19 protein-coding genes and 1 other RNA gene are annotated in these 17,031 nt (G+C 34.7%); 9 read left to right on the top strand and 11 right to left on the bottom strand.

Annotation, left to right across the window (positions count from 1 at the left end):
- The 7 genes from JM84_RS13155 to JM84_RS13185 form a co-directional block, all read right to left on the bottom strand.
- Entirely contained in the window at positions 1-1,164 is a 1,164-nt protein-coding gene (locus JM84_RS13155; RefSeq protein WP_013751512.1) for a sigma-54-dependent transcriptional regulator, read from the bottom strand.
- A 2-nt stretch (positions 1,165-1,166) separates the two neighbouring features.
- The gene (locus tag JM84_RS13160) at positions 1,167-2,063 is read right to left on the bottom strand and encodes a DUF6268 family outer membrane beta-barrel protein (protein WP_013751511.1); all 897 of its coding nucleotides are present in this window, start codon (positions 2,061-2,063) and stop codon (positions 1,167-1,169) included.
- Entirely contained in the window at positions 2,056-3,051 is a 996-nt protein-coding gene (locus JM84_RS13165) for a mechanosensitive ion channel family protein (RefSeq protein WP_013751510.1), read from the bottom strand. The genes JM84_RS13160 and JM84_RS13165 overlap by 8 nt, the downstream gene beginning before the upstream one ends.
- Positions 3,036-4,340, bottom strand: coding sequence for an ABC transporter permease (locus JM84_RS13170; RefSeq protein ID WP_013751509.1), 1,305 nt, complete (start codon positions 4,338-4,340; stop codon positions 3,036-3,038). Before JM84_RS13170 ends, JM84_RS13165 begins: the two co-directional genes overlap by 16 nt.
- Positions 4,337-5,275 carry an ABC transporter ATP-binding protein gene (locus tag JM84_RS13175; RefSeq protein WP_013751508.1) on the bottom strand — a complete coding sequence of 313 codons (939 nt, stop codon included), beginning with the start codon at positions 5,273-5,275 and terminating at the stop codon, positions 4,337-4,339. Before JM84_RS13175 ends, JM84_RS13170 begins: the two co-directional genes overlap by 4 nt.
- A gap of 326 nt (positions 5,276-5,601) precedes the next feature.
- Positions 5,602-6,729, bottom strand: coding sequence for a molecular chaperone DnaJ (gene dnaJ, locus JM84_RS13180; RefSeq protein WP_013751507.1), 1,128 nt, complete (start codon positions 6,727-6,729; stop codon positions 5,602-5,604).
- Positions 6,730-6,818: 89 nt separating this feature from the next.
- Positions 6,819-7,385 carry a nucleotide exchange factor GrpE gene (locus JM84_RS13185; protein ID WP_013751506.1) on the bottom strand — a complete coding sequence of 189 codons (567 nt, stop codon included), beginning with the start codon at positions 7,383-7,385 and terminating at the stop codon, positions 6,819-6,821.
- Positions 7,386-7,814: 429 nt separating this feature from the next.
- Here JM84_RS13185 and JM84_RS13190 point away from each other — a divergent pair, with 429 nt between their 5' ends.
- Positions 7,815-8,480 (top strand): YceI family protein, encoded by a 666-nt coding sequence (locus JM84_RS13190; RefSeq protein WP_013751505.1) that lies wholly within the window; start codon positions 7,815-7,817, stop codon positions 8,478-8,480.
- 59 nt (positions 8,481-8,539) lie between these two features.
- Here JM84_RS13190 and JM84_RS13195 read toward each other — a convergent pair whose 3' ends face one another.
- On the bottom strand, positions 8,540-9,460 hold the full coding sequence (locus tag JM84_RS13195) for a TIGR01777 family oxidoreductase (protein WP_144784686.1): 921 nt from the start codon (positions 9,458-9,460) through the stop codon (positions 8,540-8,542).
- 84 nt (positions 9,461-9,544) lie between these two features.
- Complete coding sequence (locus tag JM84_RS13200) at positions 9,545-10,750, bottom strand: NAD(P)-dependent oxidoreductase (protein WP_013751503.1); 1,206 nt, start codon at positions 10,748-10,750, stop codon at positions 9,545-9,547.
- Between the two features lie 124 nt (positions 10,751-10,874).
- Here JM84_RS13200 and ssrA point away from each other — a divergent pair.
- From ssrA to JM84_RS13235, 7 genes are all read left to right on the top strand, one after another.
- Positions 10,875-11,273: a transfer-messenger RNA gene (ssrA, locus tag JM84_RS13205) on the top strand.
- Positions 11,274-11,401: 128 nt separating this feature from the next.
- A complete protein-coding gene (locus JM84_RS13210) occupies positions 11,402-12,277 on the top strand; it encodes a hypothetical protein (protein ID WP_144784688.1) in 876 nt (291 codons plus the stop codon).
- A gap of 81 nt (positions 12,278-12,358) precedes the next feature.
- Positions 12,359-12,658 (top strand): helix-turn-helix domain-containing protein, encoded by a 300-nt coding sequence (locus JM84_RS13215; RefSeq protein WP_144784690.1) that lies wholly within the window; start codon positions 12,359-12,361, stop codon positions 12,656-12,658.
- Between the two features lie 142 nt (positions 12,659-12,800).
- Positions 12,801-13,589 (top strand): DUF4373 domain-containing protein, encoded by a 789-nt coding sequence (locus tag JM84_RS13220; RefSeq protein ID WP_144784692.1) that lies wholly within the window; start codon positions 12,801-12,803, stop codon positions 13,587-13,589.
- A 239-nt stretch (positions 13,590-13,828) separates the two neighbouring features.
- Positions 13,829-14,149 carry a plasmid mobilization protein gene (locus JM84_RS13225; protein WP_144784694.1) on the top strand — a complete coding sequence of 107 codons (321 nt, stop codon included), beginning with the start codon at positions 13,829-13,831 and terminating at the stop codon, positions 14,147-14,149.
- Complete coding sequence (locus JM84_RS13230; RefSeq protein WP_144784696.1) at positions 14,139-15,002, top strand: relaxase/mobilization nuclease domain-containing protein; 864 nt, start codon at positions 14,139-14,141, stop codon at positions 15,000-15,002. Before JM84_RS13225 ends, JM84_RS13230 begins: the two co-directional genes overlap by 11 nt.
- Positions 14,999-15,481: a hypothetical protein gene (locus JM84_RS13235; RefSeq protein ID WP_144784698.1), complete on the top strand. Its 483-nt coding sequence runs from the start codon at positions 14,999-15,001 to the stop codon at positions 15,479-15,481. The genes JM84_RS13230 and JM84_RS13235 overlap by 4 nt, the downstream gene beginning before the upstream one ends.
- A 164-nt stretch (positions 15,482-15,645) precedes the next feature.
- Here the strand turns inward: JM84_RS13235 and JM84_RS15415 are convergent, their stop codons facing one another.
- Positions 15,646-15,933 (bottom strand): helix-turn-helix domain-containing protein, encoded by a 288-nt coding sequence (locus JM84_RS15415; RefSeq protein ID WP_186439131.1) that lies wholly within the window; start codon positions 15,931-15,933, stop codon positions 15,646-15,648.
- A 2-nt stretch (positions 15,934-15,935) separates the two neighbouring features.
- On the opposite strand from JM84_RS15415, the gene JM84_RS13245 reads away from it, so the two are divergent.
- Entirely contained in the window at positions 15,936-16,511 is a 576-nt protein-coding gene (locus tag JM84_RS13245; RefSeq protein WP_144784700.1) for a GIY-YIG nuclease family protein, read from the top strand.
- Positions 16,512-16,553: 42 nt separating this feature from the next.
- Here the strand turns inward: JM84_RS13245 and JM84_RS13250 are convergent, their stop codons facing one another.
- A complete protein-coding gene (locus JM84_RS13250) occupies positions 16,554-17,012 on the bottom strand; it encodes a hypothetical protein (RefSeq protein ID WP_144784702.1) in 459 nt (152 codons plus the stop codon).
- Positions 17,013-17,031: the final 19 nt, after the last annotated feature.

The raw sequence follows: 17,031 nt of genomic DNA on the forward strand, positions 1-17,031 counted from the left end.
TTATTTACTAGCAAATAGTTTTACATCCCCTTCTGACACTTCTGGGCCACTTAAGATAATAAGTCGTTCAACTACATTGCGCAGTTCACGTATATTTCCAGTCCAGTCATAAGCTTTAAGTAAATCAATAGCTTTGTCTGAAAATGATTTTTTTGCGGTTCCTTGCTCTTGAGAGATTTTCTTTGCAAAGTGCTCTATGAGAATTGGGATATCATCTCTGCGTTCATTGAGCGCTGGCACTTTAATTAAAATTACTGCTAGCCTGTGATATAAATCCTCACGAAATCTTCCTTCTGCTATTTCTTCTTTTAGATTCTTATTAGTTGCCGCCACTACGCGCACATCCACTTTAATGTCTTTATCACTACCTACACGTTGTACACGGCTTTCTTGTAAAGCTCTAAGTACTTTGGCCTGTGCAGAAAGACTCATATCTCCTATTTCATCTAGAAAAATAGTTCCACCGTTTGCCGCTTCAAACTTCCCAGCGCGATCTTTATTTGCACTAGTAAAAGCACCTTTCACGTGGCCAAAAAGTTCGCTCTCTATAAGTTCTGACGGGATGGCAGCACAGTTTACCTCTATAAGTGCTCCTTTTGCACGATCACTTTTTTCATGCAGCCAGTGTGCTACTAGCTCTTTACCGGTACCGTTAGGACCAGTAATCAAAACTCTAGCATCTGTAGGAGCTACTTTTTCGATCATTTCTTTGATTTGATCGATCTCCTTACTCTTACCTACCATCTCGTATTTCTTACTCACCTTTTTCTTAAGCTGAATATTTTCTACGACAAGGGTTTTACGGTCTAGTGCGTTGCGTACCGTATTAAGTAATCTATTAAGGTCTGGCGGCTTAGATATATAATCAAAAGCCCCTAGGCGCATCGTGTTTACGGCAGTATCTAGGTCACCATGTCCTGAGATCATTACCATAGGAGTTTCTGGCTTAAGCTTACGTGCAGCTTCAAGTACTTCTACTCCGTCCATCTTAGGCATTTTAATATCACAAAGGACTAAGTCATAATCTTCCTCGCGTATCTTATTTATACCTTCTAGTCCATCTGCAGCTTCTTCTACTTGGTAATCCTTACTTTCTTCTGATAGTATTTTGGTAAGCACACGACGTATCGCAGCCTCATCCTCTATAATTAAAATCTTTGCCATTGTTATATTTTAAATTTTATACCTGAACGACCGTAAAATGTATTTCTGTCGTTTATGGTAAATACATCATCTCTATCACCATCACGCAATCGTATGTCATTTATAATCGTGTGTCCAGCATATATATAGAATACTAAGTGTTTTGTAAAACAGTATTCATATCCTACGCCAAATAGTGCTACCATCATAGAGATACTCTCTGCCGTTTCAAACTCACCAGCAGGTATCGCAACATCTACATTATCTTGGATATTTGCATAAAATCCATCAAGCGTAACAAAACTCTGGAGTATGTGCCTACGATCTTTCCCAAAATAGCGTTTTATATTTGATTTTGGAACACCTAGTGTATATGACCAGTCTGGATGAAATTCTTTATAATAGTTTACAAAAGGTAATGGAAATGGTCTTCCAGATTCTGTATCATAGCGACCACCAATTATAAGTCGCCACGGTTTATCCAGACCTTCATTTGTTTTATCGTTAATAAAATATAAGGCCCCTGTGTGCACATAATCACTACTAGCAGCAGATCCTGTGCTAAAATTTGAGGTTACCGTAGTTCCTAATTTTGCTCCTATCCGCCATTTTTCGCTTATTTTCTGGGTATACCCTAGGGAGATACTAAAAGATTGAAACCTATCTAAATCCTCACGACTAAAAGGCACAACATCTTCAAACTTTAAATTCACATTACGATATTCAAATCCAGGGACTAAGTATGTATCCTCTTTAAGTTTTATAGGAACATTAATAAATGTTCTAAACCTCCTAAATGAATTATCAGACTGCTCCTGCGGGAAGTATGTATACTCAAGCCTAGCTAAATCTGTAAGCTGAGCAAAACAAGTACCACTCAACAGTAGTAATACTATAATAATGTTAGTCTGTTTATTCATCAATCATATCATTTTTAGGGGGTTCGATATTGGTGTTAACTGCGGTTTTATTAGGTGTATACACTGGGTTTGCCGTATTAAAAAGATGTACATCCCTCTGTGGAAAAGGAATGGTAATCCCGCTTTCGCGAAAACGATCGTCTATTGCATACCTAAGCGCACTTTTGATTCTTGGGTCTACAAAACTATCTCTCACAAAAAAATATAGACCAAAATCTAGCGAACTATCACCAAAGTTTTCAAAAAGCGCAAAAGGCTTTGGATGCTTTAAAATCTCAGGATGTGCGACTGCACATTCTAGTAATATTTTTTCTACTTGTCTCGTATCACTTCCATAAGCAACACCCACTTTAACGTTCTCTCGGGTAGTTTTATGGTTTTGAGTGTAATTATAAACAGTATCAGTTATAAACTTATGATTGGGTATTATTATAACTTTATCATCTCTTGTTAATGCTCTTGTAGTCCGCAGTTTTATTTCAAACACACGACCTACTCTTCCATCCATTTCAATAATATCTCCTGCAGATATAGACTTATCTATCATAATAAGTATACCACCTATCACATCTTGAAATACCTCTTGTAATGCAAGACCCAGACCAACAAATAACGCTGCAGATGCTGTGAGCAGCACCGTAATATTAATCCCTGAGGCACTCATTGTAGCAAGAACTACCACTATATAAGCGATATACTTTATAAACTTAAATACGCTTACAAACTTAAGCTTGTCATCGCCTTCCATTTTACGTGTCATTAACACACGTATCCACTTAAGGAGAATGCTTGTGAGTATAAAAGCTATTATTAGAATGATAAGGTGACCCACTGTAAAACCTATATGATTAGGCTCTTTACCTACACTTATAAGTTCGAAGCCTAACCATTCCTTGATGGTTCCCCATACGTCTTGTTCAATAATATCTTTTACCTTCTCTACAGTCTCTTCCTGCAGGACAAGAAGGAGTGCTAGTATCTTAACCATTTTATTAAATCTTTATAAGTAGGCTTCTTACCATACATCAATATCCCTACGCGATATATTTTTGACCCAAACCATACTGTAAACACGAATGATGCCACTAGTAAGGTAATTGATAGCGCTAGTTGCCATACTGGAACCTCAAATGGTATACGCATCAACATCACTATAGGTGAGGTAAGCGGTATGATAGAAAAAACTGTTGCTACGGTACCATGAGGATTATCTATCACTGCAAAAAAGCCAACATAAATTCCCAACATTAACGGCATAATGATAGGTAACATAAACTGCTGTGTATCTGTTTCATTATCTACTGCTGCACCTATTGCCGCATATATAGAGCTATATAAGAAGTATCCTCCTATAAAATAAATAAAGAATCCAACTACGAGTTGCAATAGCGGAAGTTTTTGAATTTCTTGTAGTAACTCAATCACCATCCCAGGGTCTTCTGCAATTTGTTGCGCTTGAGAAGCAGCAGGGCTCGCCGCTGATGCCGCCGAAGGATCTATACCGAATACGGTGGTTAATACCACTAGCAATATTCCTCCCACAATAACCCAAATTGAGAATTGCGTGATTCCCGCAAGGGTAGTACCTAATATTTTACCCATCATTAATTGGAAAGGCTTTACAGACGATATGATTACTTCAATGATTCTATTAGTCTTTTCTTCGATTACAGAACGCATCACCATGTTGCCATAAATGATAATAAACATCATTAATAAGTAACCCGCAGCACCTCCAAAACCAGCTTTCACCCAGTTACTCATCTTAGAACTCGTCTCCCCAGAAAAGTTTTCTATTTGCACATCTATACTGCTTTTGGCAGTTTCAAGTGTATTCAAATCTATGCCTTGAGCGATGAGATTTTCATCGGTCATTTTCTTTTCAATGCGCTTTTCTATATCTCCTATAAAACTAAAAGAAGGTGTTTCATTTCCATAAAAAGTTACAGCATCTTCTACTATAGCAGGATTATCATTAATATGGATAAGCCCATAATAACCTTCACCTTTTGCAACCTCTTTTCCAGCTTCCAATCCTTGATCACTTAGATTGAGATACGTGGTTTGGTCTGTATTAAAAAATACAGTTTCAAATTGCCCAGAGTCGTCTACTACTACAATAGTGCGTTTATCTTCGCTATTGAGTTGAGTAAGGTAAGAGATTAATAAAACCATCCCCACAAGTATAAGCGGACTCAAAAATGTCATTATTAAAAATGACTTATTACGCACTCTGGCAATGTATTCTCTTTTTATAATTAAGGTAAGAATGCTCATTTGTTTTGGCTAACTGTTTGAATGAAGATATCGTTTACACTTGGTATCACTTCCATAAAATGGGTGACTTGTCCATGATTTTTTAAGGTTGTAAGCAATTCGTTTGGTGTAGACTTATCGCCCATTTCTACACGAAGTTTGCGTTCATTACCTAAACTTTTAAAATGTGCTGGAGTTACTTTAAAAGCAGCTTTGAGTTCTTGTTCTGCTTTCGCGAAAGCGGTCTCATCTACAACTTGAACTCCTACATCAAATGTATTGTTTTGGTATGCCCTCTTGATACTGTTTACCTCGCCATCAAGAATTTTATTAGATTTATTGATAAGTGCTATATGATCACAAAGCTCCTCTACAGATTCCATACGGTGCGTACTGAAGATAACCGTAGCACCCTCATTACGTAATTGCAAAATCTCATCTTTAATAAGATTTGCATTTATAGGGTCAAATCCACTGAAGGGTTCATCAAAAATAAGCAACTTGGGCTGGTGCATTACGGTCACCACAAATTGGATTTTCTGCGCCTGACCTTTAGAAAGTTCTTGAATTTTTTTATCCCACCAGTCTCCTATTTCTAGCTTTTCAAACCAGTGTTTGGCTCGTTTTTTTGCATCTGCTTTAGACAAGCCTTTAAGTTGAGCGAGGTAAAGTACCTGCTCCCCAACTTTCATAGATTTGTATAAGCCACGCTCTTCTGGCATATAGCCTATATCACGTATATGGTGCTGTTGTAATGGCTCACCTCCCAGCGTTACACTACCTGTATCTGGCATAGTAATCTGGTTGATAATACGAATGAGTGTAGTCTTTCCTGCGCCATTAGGGCCTAGTAGCCCAAAAATACTTCCTTCTGGAACAGCAATAGAGACGTTATTAAGTGCGGTAAAGTCACCAAACTTCTTTGAGACAGTATCTGCAACAAGTAATGAATTCATAGATAGTAGTTAATCAAGCTAAGATAGGAATATGACCTGACGGAGGCATATCTGTTAGCTATAATTTAGGAGTTTTATTGAAATGTAATGAGAGCTTTATTGTTTTAAACCATTCATTTTAAACAGAAAACTATGTAAACCGTATTATAAAACAAGATTTACGAAACGTCCTAAAAGCAAAACCCACCCTAGACGTAAGTTCAGGATGGGAAAAAAAATTGCTATGAAAAAGAAAAATAACGTCAAACATTGTCTAACGTTATTCAAATATAAGTTTTTTTTATGAACCTAATAATTTTGGTTTCACAAAATTTGAAAGTTTCACATTATGAAAACATATCTTTAACTTTTTCAAAAAATGATTTGTCTCCAGTTTCTGGATTAGGCGTAAAATTATCATCTGTTGCCATCTTCTCAAAAAACTGCTTTTGCTCTTTATTAAGTGTCTTAGGCGTCCATACATTTACGTGTACCAATAAATCACCTTTACCGTACCCATTTATAGATGGAATACCTTTACCACGCAAGCGTAGTATCTTACCACTTTGTACACCTTCTTCTATCTTGATACGTACTTTACCAGTAACGGTATCAATCTCTTTTGATGTACCTAGCACCGCTTCGCTAATGCTAACATATAAATCTAAGTGAAGGTTATCACCTTCTCTCTGTAAGAACTCGTGATCTTTTTCTTCTATAGCTACTAATAAATCTCCTGCAATACCGTTACCTGGCGCTTCGTTACCTTTTCCAGTAACCTTAAGCTGCATCCCGTCTACCACTCCTGCAGGTATTTTGATACTTACAGTTTCCTCATCTACAATAAGACCTTGCGCATCTGCACCATCTGGACGCTTATCAATCATTTGTCCAGCTCCACCACAGGTAGTACAAGGAGCACTCGTCTGCATGCGACCTAAAATAGTGTTTTGGATTTTTGTTACTTGTCCAGCGCCATTACAAGTAGTACATGTTTTGTATGATACTCCAGCGGCTTGCTTCTTACGTTTAACTTTGATTTTTTTCTCTACGCCGTTTGCAATTTCTTCAATAGTGAGTTTTACACGAATACGTAGGTTACTTCCTTTCACTCGACGCTGACCACCGCCACCACCAAATCCAGAAAAACCACCTCCGCCGCCGCCAAAAGCACCGCCAAAAATATCTCCAAACTGACTGAAGATATCATCCATATTCATACCTCCACCACCGAAGCCGCCACCGCCTCCGCCTTCAAAGGCTTGATGACCGTATTGGTCATAACGAGCACGCTTGTTATCATCACTAAGCACCTCATATGCCTCTGCAGCTTTCTTAAAGTTTGCTTCTGCAGTATCATCACCAGGGTTTTTATCTGGGTGATATTGCACCGCTTTCTTTCGGTATGCTTTTTTAATTTCGGCTGCTGTGGCTCCTTTTGAAATACCTAATATGTCGTAAAAATCTTCTTTCATAATCAAAGCTCAGCGTTACTGAGCACTCTTAATCTATTGTAATCGCAATTTGAGTTTTAATTCGAACTGCGATATAAATCGTTTTAAAATTATTGTCCCGTAACTACTTTAGGAAACCGGATGATCTTGTCTCCCAGTTTGTATCCTTTTTCTATTACGTCCACAATTTTACCTTTCAATTTCTTGTTAGGTGCTGGTATTTGAGTTATTGCCTCATGTTGATCTGCATTAAAATCATCTCCAGCTCTCACACTCATTTCTTCAAGTCCTTTAGACTTAAGCGTCTCCTTAAATTTATTGCTTATAAGCGTCATTCCTTTTACGTGGACGTCGTCTTTATCGCCTTTAAATTCATTAAGAGCACGGTCAAAATCATCTGCAACTGGAAGCATCGCTTGTATGACTTCTTGTCCAGCTGTTTTATATAACTCTATACGTTCCTTAGTAGTACGTCTTTTGTAATTCTCAAATTCGGCAAAAAGGCGTAAAAATTTATCCTTCTCCTCTGCAAGTTGATCTTGAACGATTTCTAGTTCGCTTCTTTCATCTTTTACTTCCTCAGCAGGCTCTACCGTTGCATCTTCTGCCTCGTGTACAAACTGCTCTTGAGCAGCTTCGTCTACTGTATTGTCTGGTGTTTTATCTTCTGTTGCCATAATGGTCTTAAATTCAATTTTTATTGAGGTGGCAAAAGTACTGCCAATTGTATCAAAATGTCAAAATGTCACTGGCTTTTTAAAAGTTACAGTTTTGTACATTTTCAATGTTCTAAACTATATATCTGCATTATAACAATGACTATAGTATAGTAGATACTTTACTCTGTTTTTCTATCCAATCTTTACTACTCAAGAAGAAAAATATAAGTAGCAACGAGCCTTCAAAACACACTCCTTAATAACTTAGATCAAATTACAGCGTTTGAGATAGCGCTCAGCCCTTATTCTCATTACTAATACTTAATCAAAGAGCTTGTTATAATGTTTGTTACGCTTTCGCGAAAGCGTACAACTATTTAAGATAACATTATGATAAGGGCTATGGATAAATGTTAATTTTGCAGTTCACTAAATAATATTATCAACATGAAAAAACAAATTTTAAATACACTTGCTGCTGTAGCTCTTATTGCAGGAGTAGTTTCTTGTAAAGGAGAAAAGAACGAGACAGAAGCAAAAGATGCTCAAGAAGTTGCTGTAGTAGAAGATGCTACAAAATTTAAGGTAGATGCTGCAGGCTCTACAATTGCATGGGTAGGAAGTAAGCCTACAGGAAAGCATAACGGAACTATCAACATAGAAAACGGTGTTGTAAACGTTGCAGGAGATGTTATTACTGGAACATTCCTTATTGACATGACTTCTATTACTGTAACTGACCTTGAGGCTGGTGACGGAAAAGAAAGTCTTGAAGGACACTTAAAAGGAATGGCAGAAGGAAAAGAAGATCACTTCTTTAACGTTGCAAAATATCCTACTGCTGCTTTTGAAGTAACTGGTGTTACAGAAAAAGACGGTAAAAAAATGATGCAAGGTAACCTTACTATGAGAGACCAGAAGAAGAACATTGAGTTCCCAGTTTCTTACACTGTAGAAGGTGAAAATATGACACTTACAAGTGAGCCATTTACTATTGATCGTACTGATTGGGGAGTAAACTACGGATCACAATCTGTATTTGACGATTTAGGAGATAAATTTATCTCTGACGATATCGAGCTTACTGTAAATCTTAAGGCTACTAAAGCTTAAGACTTCCTTTTTATAGAGCATAAAAAAAGCCACTCTCACGAGTGGCTTTTCTTATTTTGTTAATCTAGCAAGCTTTCAATGGCTTTGTCAATTTTTGGATATTTAAATTCATACCCATCTGTCTTAATTTTAAGAGCACTTACTTTCTGACTTTCTAAAACTATTGCTGCCATGTCGCCTAGCATGAGTTTAAGTGCAAACTTAGGAACTCTAGAGATTATGAGCGGTTTACCCATAGTGTCTGCTACCACTTCTGTCAGCTTTTTATTTGTAACTGGGTGTGGTGCTACCCCATTATATATGCCAGCCAATTTATTTTTTAATATATGGAAGTAAATCCCTGCCATATCATACACATGAATCCATGATTGCCATTGTTTTCCTGATCCTAGTGGTGCACCTGCTCCATATTTTACAGGTTGCATAATTTTAGGTAACGCTCCACTGTCTTTGTCAAGAATAATCCCCGTTCTCACACGGCTAGTAATGATATCAAGTTTTTGGAATTCCAAAGCAGCTTTTTCCCACTCTTCGACAACTTGTCCTAAAAAACCTTTAGCATATTCTGGATAAGACTCATCATACATTTTTGTAAATGAAGATGGATATCCACCTACTGCACTAGCAGATATATAATGCTTTATAGAAATAGGTTGGTTTTTAGACCGCTTTCGCGAAAGCGCACTATACAACAATCTCGCTGTTGTAGCTCTACTTTCAAAAATTGCTTTTTTATTTTCTGGTGTCCAGCGCTGCGCAATGGATGCTCCAGCAAGGTGGATGATAGTTTCTACTCCTTCAAAGCAAGCTTCGTCTAGCTCATCTGTCTTTGTATTCCAGTAAAAACCTTTATAATTAGGTGTATCCTCAATTTTATCTTTTGAGGTAGTTAGATAATGTACACTTATGCCGTCTTTATGACATAAGTCTGTGAGTGCTCGCCCTACTAATCCCGTTGCGCCTGTAATAAGAACTTTCATTATTAATTGATTGATGAACGATAAAGGTACAAAGTAGTGTTATTTATCTTTTAACACTTGTAGGAATTTAGTGTAACTTTAACGTTACTCCTTACCGTCTACATAGTCTTGAAGGTAGCTGTAACGCTCAGTGAGCTTTCCATCTTGCGTCATTCTCGCTCGATCAAGAAGTCCTGTTTTATCTCCATTAAAAAACGCTGGAATCACATGCTTTAAGAACATCTCACCAAAACCTTCACTAGCATCCTTAGGTAATTCGCACGGGAGATTATCTACAGCCATCATGGCAATCACACCATCCTTATTATAATCATCTTCTTGTTCTGTAGCAGGATTGTACCCATAAAATGGGTCTGCAATAGTAGAAGGACGAATGGTACTCGCCACTGGACCGTCTATATCGCAAGATATATCTGCAACAAGATTAATTTTAAACTCTGGATGTTTTGCATCTTCTCTAGTGAATAGATAAGGAGCTCCATCTCCATAAAAATGACCTGCTATAAAGTAATCTGTCACCTTTGTATACTTCATAAAGTCACTCTCATAGCCAGAAGGATCTTTATAAAACTCTGCTCGAGCACCCTCTGTACCATCAATACGTTTATTATACTCCAGTACGTCAATCGTACAATATACTGGCTCACTAAATTCTGCATTTAAATAAGCGTGATCTGTCACCTCCTTAATATTAAGATGATCTAAAATTTCTTGTGCTCCACGGGCAACCTTTCCGCTACCTGAAAGACAGATCTTAATAGCAGGAAGTTCAATTTTATCGAGCTCGCGCTTTACAGCATCTAGGTCTAACAACGTTTCTACCTTAGGAAGTTCAAAAAGTCCATCACGTAATCCTAATAATCTAAAACCATTATATGCTCCAACAAGTCCTGCATAACGACCAAAACCTATAAGTCGTGCTCCGTTAGCCTTTGTAATCACTTCGTGATCATACATCTCTATATTCTTATCAAGTATAGCCTTGAGTAGGTCACGGTTATATGGTTGCTTCTTAATGGTATGGCTAAAAAAGAAATATTTTTTATTAGGCACAAGCGCCTCCATAGGCACTTCTTTCACCCCAATCATCACATCTGCATCAGATACATCTTCCTCTACATCAAAGCCATTAATGGTGTAAGCCATATCTGGAAACACTCTTATATCAGATGCTTCGACTACAAAGCTTGCATCTTCAAATTGCTCTCTTGCTTCTGCCAGTTTTTCTGGAGAAAAAACAACTCTTCTATCTGGTGGATTTTTACGTTCCTTGATAATGGCAAATTTCATAGTGTGAAGTTTTGGCAGTGTCTGTAGTTGGTACAGCTTTTGCATAATATTAATAGCAAATATAAGCTTTAGTAGTATATTTGTAGTTCCGCTTTCGCGAAAGCAAGGTGGAAATTTTAATACTGGGGTCGACTGGTTTTGACAGCGAGACCAATAGTATTGTAAGCGTGTCGAGCGCTGGAAAACAGCTCGTAAATCTCATTTTTCATCTTTTTAAACGGCGAGAACAACTACGCCCTAGCTGCATAATCTGAATTATAGTAAGATTACGCCTCGGTCTACAAGGTAGACAAGCAGGAAGTCACTCGAGAGCCTTGGTTTACGGCAATCGATATAGTGACTTCGTAAAAGTAAACCTATCCCTCGTAGGGCTTTGATGCGAGAGAGACACCTAATTGAAGATAAGGGGTGCGTTGGTAGTTTCTAACCGGCAATCTCACGAAAATTTAAACAGAAACTACACACGTAGAAAGCAGTAATATTGCTTGTTTGGACGAGGGTTCGAATCCCTCCGACTCCACTTTTAAGCCCCGAAACACTAGTGTTTACGGGGTTTTTTATTTACAGTTGACAAATTAGTTGACAAATTCATGTATTTTCTAATTTTAATTTAGGCCTATATTTTTCTATATTTCTTGAAAAAATTAATTGATGTCTAATCGTGAAGCTTTGTACTACATTCCCACTGAAAATTATTTAGAAATGATTTTTAATAGATTTCGTTTGAATTATGAAGTGGATTTTAAAATTTTTTTTCTTCAAGCAAAATCTGATGCATTAAAATCTATTAATAATTATGATCTCACTGATAAAAAAATGAGAGGTCATATAAAATTTGATTTAATGAATTTGCAAAGTTATTACCTCGAATTATATGATGATTATATTTTGAGCGAACTAACTTTTGAACAAAGATGTGAATCTATTTTTGAACAAATGATTTTTCAACTTCGCAACTCTAATTCTTTAAGCGATCGTTATCCATTATATAACCTCTTTAAAATAAATTTGAAAGAAGCAATTTTACTTGATTATTTAAATTCTGAAATGGATAAAATAGATTCTGCTATTCAAGAGCTACCATTAGATCAATATCCACAAATACAGGATAAGAAAAAGAAACTTGAACACATCTCAAGTATTTTTAAACATATCCTAAAAAAAGATTTCGAGAGTTTCTCCGTTGATATTTTGACAACTTTAGTGAAAGAAGGATTTTTAACAAAAGAATATATTTGGCATGGGTCCCATTATAATTTAAAGCCAATGGAGGAATTTGCCATATTTTACAGATACCTATCTATAAATAAATTTCTTTTAATCCAAGATTCAAAAAGTATATATCTCGAATTTATTAACTCCTTGATGGATCAAGAGAAATTAATAAAGTCCAGCACGTTTTATAACAATCTTGATAAATATGAATTACTAGGTTTACATATAGATCGAGAGAAATCTTTAAAAAAAGAAGATATATCACTAGAATTACTGAAAGACTATACCAACATTTTTAAATACTTAGGTTAAAAAAGTTGGAATTCTGGGAATTCCAGCTTTTTATATTGTTAGTTAATGAATTTTACAGTGTTGAACTATAAAAACACTGTCATGAATTCTACTAAAACAACTTATCGTATTACAAACCCTTTTGAGCAACTCTTTGCAGAAATTAGATCATTAAAATCTGAGATTGTTGAACTTAAAGAATCTTCCAAGGAAGATTTATCTCAAAAACTATACACTAAAAAAGAAGCCTCCATTCTTTTAAAGGTATCAGAGCAAACAGTATCTAATTATATAAAAGAGGGAATAATAAAAGCTGAAACTATAGGAAGAAGAGTCCGCATATATCATTATGAACTCTTCAACTCTTTGGAAGAAGTAAAATCACTAAAATATAAACGATAAAAAAATGCATAACCTAGCCGGGTTATGCATTTATATTTCTAAGTCTTAACCTCTAACTAAAACCTATGCAAATGTATGGGTTTTTAAAGCAATTATATTATGAAAACTTTAAATCATTTATCCACTTTTAAAATTATAAAAAATGGCTAGACCTCCAAGATACAACGTGGATTATTTTCCACATTCTGCAAATCATAATAAGGTGATTTTATACCTAAGACGTCTATTTGGTAACGAAGGATATGCTATTTTCTATCTTCTTTTAGAGAAAATTGCCCTTGCGGATAATCATTTTTTAAACCTTCAAGATGATACTGAAATTTTTTATTTAGCATCAGAACTCTTAGTTGATGAAGTAAAACTTTTCGGAATAATCAAGAATCTGTTAAAACTTAAATTTTTCGATCAACAAATATGGGACGACTACAATGTGTTGTTCAGCGAAAGTTTTAACGATACTTTCAAAGATGCTTATTGTAGAAGAACTACAGAATTAATGACAAAATCAAAATTGACCAATCATCTTTCTACTTTAGGTATTCAAAAACTATCTCTTGGGTATGTTTTAGGTGACATTAACTTAATAAGTAATGACAATAATCCACAAAGTAAACTAGAGCAAACTAAAAAAGAAAATACTAAAGAAGATAAAAAGAAAAAAGAAAAAACAGAAATGCAGCAGGTTCAAATACTGCTAAAAAAGTTTTATAACAATAGGTCTTGGAGGACTAGTATTATAAGTAATCCTTCGTATAGACTTAAAAACGAAAGCGAGCTGTTATCAAGAATGCTGCAATTTCAAAATTACTTGTATTGCAATGGTGAGTGGAAGAAAAAAGAAAGTGAATTTATAAAGCATTTTAATAATTGGCTTAATAAAGTAAGAATGACGCCTATCCCAAAACATGTTATAAAAAGTAACAATGACTAATCATAATAAGAAAGGGGAATAATATGATTATACATGGAAATCAAATTCAATTTGAAATTATGAATTTCCGAAAACACATCAGATTGATAATTTTCAAGTCAAAATTAAATACACCCCTTTCTTCCCCTTTCTTAAAATATAAGATAAAGGGGAAGTAATAGCAAGTTGGACTTTGTGTGTACAAACGCTAAATGCGTGTGTGTACACAAAGAAAATTATTCGCAAAGCTCATAAAAAAAATGAATCAAAAAACTGAACGAATATCAATAAGAGTAACATCAGATGAAAAAACAATTTTACAGAAAGAAGCAAAAAAATATCAAACAAATCTTTCTAATTATTTGGTTTCAGCTGGACTTAGAAAAGAAATTTATGTCAGACAGCTGCCTGATGTCGAAACTGAGAAGTTGAAGATGGAGATAGCCCAGGTTGGACGGAATCTATGGCTTTTAATAAAACTAAAGAGAGTTTTTCAACTCTCTGAAACACTTAAACTAGAAATGCACATAAACTTAATAGAATCGATTTTAACCAAAATTAGAAGTAAGTATGATTATTAAAATAGTTCGAACAGCCTCTTCTTCCAATCTTCTGAACTATTTAGTAAATCAAGATCATGAAATTTTGGATGCTAAAGGCGTGTCTCCATTTCAAGATATCGAGGAAATAGTCAATGAATTTAAAGTAAGGGAATTAACGAATCAAAAAGCTGAAAATATTGCCTATAACATTATTGTTTCATTTCCAAGGGAAGATCAAATTGATGAATCTACGAGATTAGATATTTTGGAGGAAGTTATGGAAGAATTTAATGGTGGAAGTGATCTTTGGTTCGCTGTCGCCCATCGCGATTCTCAATATCATCATCATTTTCACAGCGCTTTATCAGCAATAAAGTTAGATGGCCTCTCAATCGATATGTCAAATTTTGCATCTAGAGCAAAAGATTTGTCGAGACATCTTGAAATTAAATATTCACTGAAACGAATAGAAAGTATAAGATCGTTAGACTCAAATAAGGCTATAGCAGATTTGAGATTTGCAATTAATCATTCTCTAGTAGAAGCAGATAGTTTAGATCACTTTACTCAAATAATGCTTCTCAATGGATACCACTGCAAAGTTGGACGAGGCATAACATTTATAAAAATTGAAAACAATCATCCAATTAAGGGAAGTGATGTAGATCGAAAGTATAGTCTTGGCAATTTGAAAAAGTATTTTGAAAGTAATGGAAATAATTCAAACCATAATGTTTTGAAAATTTCTAATAATTCAAGTAAACCAGGAGAGGATGGTAAATCTATTCTTGACATATTACTATCTCAAGAGACGGATTTAAACCAAGAAGATACAAGCGATGAGGAAAATACTAATCGTAAGAAAAAACGCAAAAAACGAAGAGGATTATGATTAACCAAGAATCTTATTTACTAAAGCTCATTGAGAAAACCGAGCAACTAGAAGTATCTATTAACAATCTAAAAATTCAACATAGCAATCAATCAATATTAATTCAGCAAATTGAAAGATTAGAGCCTACACTGAATAGAAATTTAAAAGAATCATTAAGCGTACCAGAGAAAGTAGAAGAACTAGTAAAAATTCTGAATCAATCACTTGATGAAATTCCGGAAAGTATACCTAAGCCCATTATCTTGAAATTGGAAGAAGGTAGCTATAAAGAAATTGTTAAGTCAACAATACTAGTGTTTTTACTATTTAGTGTATTTATTCTAGGAATAAATTGGGTGAAATTTCATTTTTTTTACCCCTATAAACAGGCATGGGATACAGTCTATCAGAACAATAATGAGAAAACACAAAACTACCTTGATGAAAAATTATTAAATGCTAAAAACGACTCATTTTGGAAACATATAACCAAATGAAAAAAGGGAAAGAGTGCCTCAGTTGTTATGGTAGTTTTTAATTATCAAAGTCTTTTTTCTATATGAAGGGCGATTTCTTTGGGGTAATTTCCAAAGGAAGTGGGTTGATCATTGGATTATATTTGAACTTTGATTAAAATGCATATCTAAAAAAAACTGATAGCTTAAGCTAGTCTCATTTCAACACGTTTGAAAAAGTCAGAGAATGAGATATTATAATACTTCAAAAGAACGTCAAGGGTACTTACGGAGAGATTTGTAGACCCAGTCTCTATTCTGCCTATATGTATGCCCAAATCATTGTAAACGAATTCTTGAGATAGAGATAAAGTAGCTCTTAGATCTCCTAATTCTAATGCTATTGCGTTGATCAGTACATCATTTCTTAATTTCTTACTCATAATTTGGAAAGTCCTAAGAATATTTCTAAATTGTAATGACTTAAACGTCATTGATGCTACTTTATATTTTACATTTTTACGATAAAGATTTCTTCAAAATAGGTGTTACTAATAACATATATAGAAGAATTCGCCAAATTAGAGATAATTTTCGTGTCAGTATAGACTTAGATAAGACTATCATTGTAACAAATACTAAACAGTCTAGAACCAAACGATTGGAACGTAATTTGCTTGATATTACCTCTAACTTTCAATATCAGTTTCCTGATGAATTAAATATCGGCGCAGGTAAATATGAATTTCGCGAATTAAATTGCCAAAAGCTAGTTATGCAATTTATCTCAGAGCAAGAGAACTACAAACTAAACTACACTGTCTACAAGGGTTTAGATTTATCCGGTCAATATAATATTACCATACCGAAGGCATATTATCCTATTGATATACTTTCTAATTTTGCCTCAGATATATTAATAAATGATTTAAATAATTATTGTACACACAACAAATTATCTAGACGAGATTTTTTCAATGAATTACTTTATGAGAAAGCTTGTCAGCTGGGTATTGATCGTTCAGAAGGAATCGTGAATTATGATAATTACTATAAATACAAAAAGAAGTAACCATAATTTTGCCTACAAAAATTAGAAATTGTTTTTATGAATTTATTCAAAATGGTAAGCTATATCATTACTTAGCTTTTTCTGAAAAATTTCAAATGATTTACAAATTTCCTTTTTAGTCATTTTCGATTCTAACATTCCAAATTCTCTTTCAAATTCATCTTCAGTTAAATTAGCTAATATGTTATTACACTTCATTTTAAATGAATCGTTGTAAAAAATACGTGAGGAGTCGTAGCAGTCAGTAATATGATCGTAAAGGAATTTCAAAAATTCTTTTTGACAAGATGATTCAAATATTTCTTCAGTATTATGAATAACTGACAAAACAAATTCAGGAGCTCCACAGCCAAGCTCTTTATTCATTTTCCAATCTGGAAATAGCCAATTCAAAGCGTGAATGATTTCGCTGAATAGTTCTGTTCCAGAATATTCATTCATTATCAATTCGTAGTCTTCATTTAAGGAGTCTACATATTCATCTAATTGAAAATTATACATAATTGTTTTTTTATGATTG

This window comes from Dokdonia sp. Hel_I_63, from assembly GCF_007827285.1.
Taxonomy (GTDB): domain Bacteria; phylum Bacteroidota; class Bacteroidia; order Flavobacteriales; family Flavobacteriaceae; genus Dokdonia.

Coding starts and splice junctions, on each gene's coding strand:
- JM84_RS13155 (WP_013751512.1), bottom strand. CDS start 1,164: ATGGCAAAGATTTTAATTATAGAGGATGAGGCTGCGATACGTCGTGTG.
- JM84_RS13160 (WP_013751511.1), bottom strand. CDS start 2,063: ATGAATAAACAGACTAACATTATTATAGTATTACTACTGTTGAGTGGT.
- JM84_RS13165 (WP_013751510.1), bottom strand. CDS start 3,051: ATGGTTAAGATACTAGCACTCCTTCTTGTCCTGCAGGAAGAGACTGTA.
- JM84_RS13170 (WP_013751509.1), bottom strand. CDS start 4,340: ATGAGCATTCTTACCTTAATTATAAAAAGAGAATACATTGCCAGAGTG.
- JM84_RS13175 (WP_013751508.1), bottom strand. CDS start 5,275: ATGAATTCATTACTTGTTGCAGATACTGTCTCAAAGAAGTTTGGTGAC.
- dnaJ (WP_013751507.1), bottom strand. CDS start 6,729: ATGAAAGAAGATTTTTACGACATATTAGGTATTTCAAAAGGAGCCACA.
- JM84_RS13185 (WP_013751506.1), bottom strand. CDS start 7,385: ATGGCAACAGAAGATAAAACACCAGACAATACAGTAGACGAAGCTGCT.
- JM84_RS13190 (WP_013751505.1), top strand. CDS start 7,815: ATGAAAAAACAAATTTTAAATACACTTGCTGCTGTAGCTCTTATTGCA.
- JM84_RS13195 (WP_144784686.1), bottom strand. CDS start 9,460: ATGAAAGTTCTTATTACAGGCGCAACGGGATTAGTAGGGCGAGCACTC.
- JM84_RS13200 (WP_013751503.1), bottom strand. CDS start 10,750: ATGAAATTTGCCATTATCAAGGAACGTAAAAATCCACCAGATAGAAGA.
- JM84_RS13210 (WP_144784688.1), top strand. CDS start 11,402: ATGTCTAATCGTGAAGCTTTGTACTACATTCCCACTGAAAATTATTTA.
- JM84_RS13215 (WP_144784690.1), top strand. CDS start 12,359: ATGAATTCTACTAAAACAACTTATCGTATTACAAACCCTTTTGAGCAA.
- JM84_RS13220 (WP_144784692.1), top strand. CDS start 12,801: ATGGCTAGACCTCCAAGATACAACGTGGATTATTTTCCACATTCTGCA.
- JM84_RS13225 (WP_144784694.1), top strand. CDS start 13,829: ATGAATCAAAAAACTGAACGAATATCAATAAGAGTAACATCAGATGAA.
- JM84_RS13230 (WP_144784696.1), top strand. CDS start 14,139: ATGATTATTAAAATAGTTCGAACAGCCTCTTCTTCCAATCTTCTGAAC.
- JM84_RS13235 (WP_144784698.1), top strand. CDS start 14,999: ATGATTAACCAAGAATCTTATTTACTAAAGCTCATTGAGAAAACCGAG.
- JM84_RS15415 (WP_186439131.1), bottom strand. CDS start 15,933: ATGACGTTTAAGTCATTACAATTTAGAAATATTCTTAGGACTTTCCAA.
- JM84_RS13245 (WP_144784700.1), top strand. CDS start 15,936: ATGCTACTTTATATTTTACATTTTTACGATAAAGATTTCTTCAAAATA.
- JM84_RS13250 (WP_144784702.1), bottom strand. CDS start 17,012: ATGTATAATTTTCAATTAGATGAATATGTAGACTCCTTAAATGAAGAC.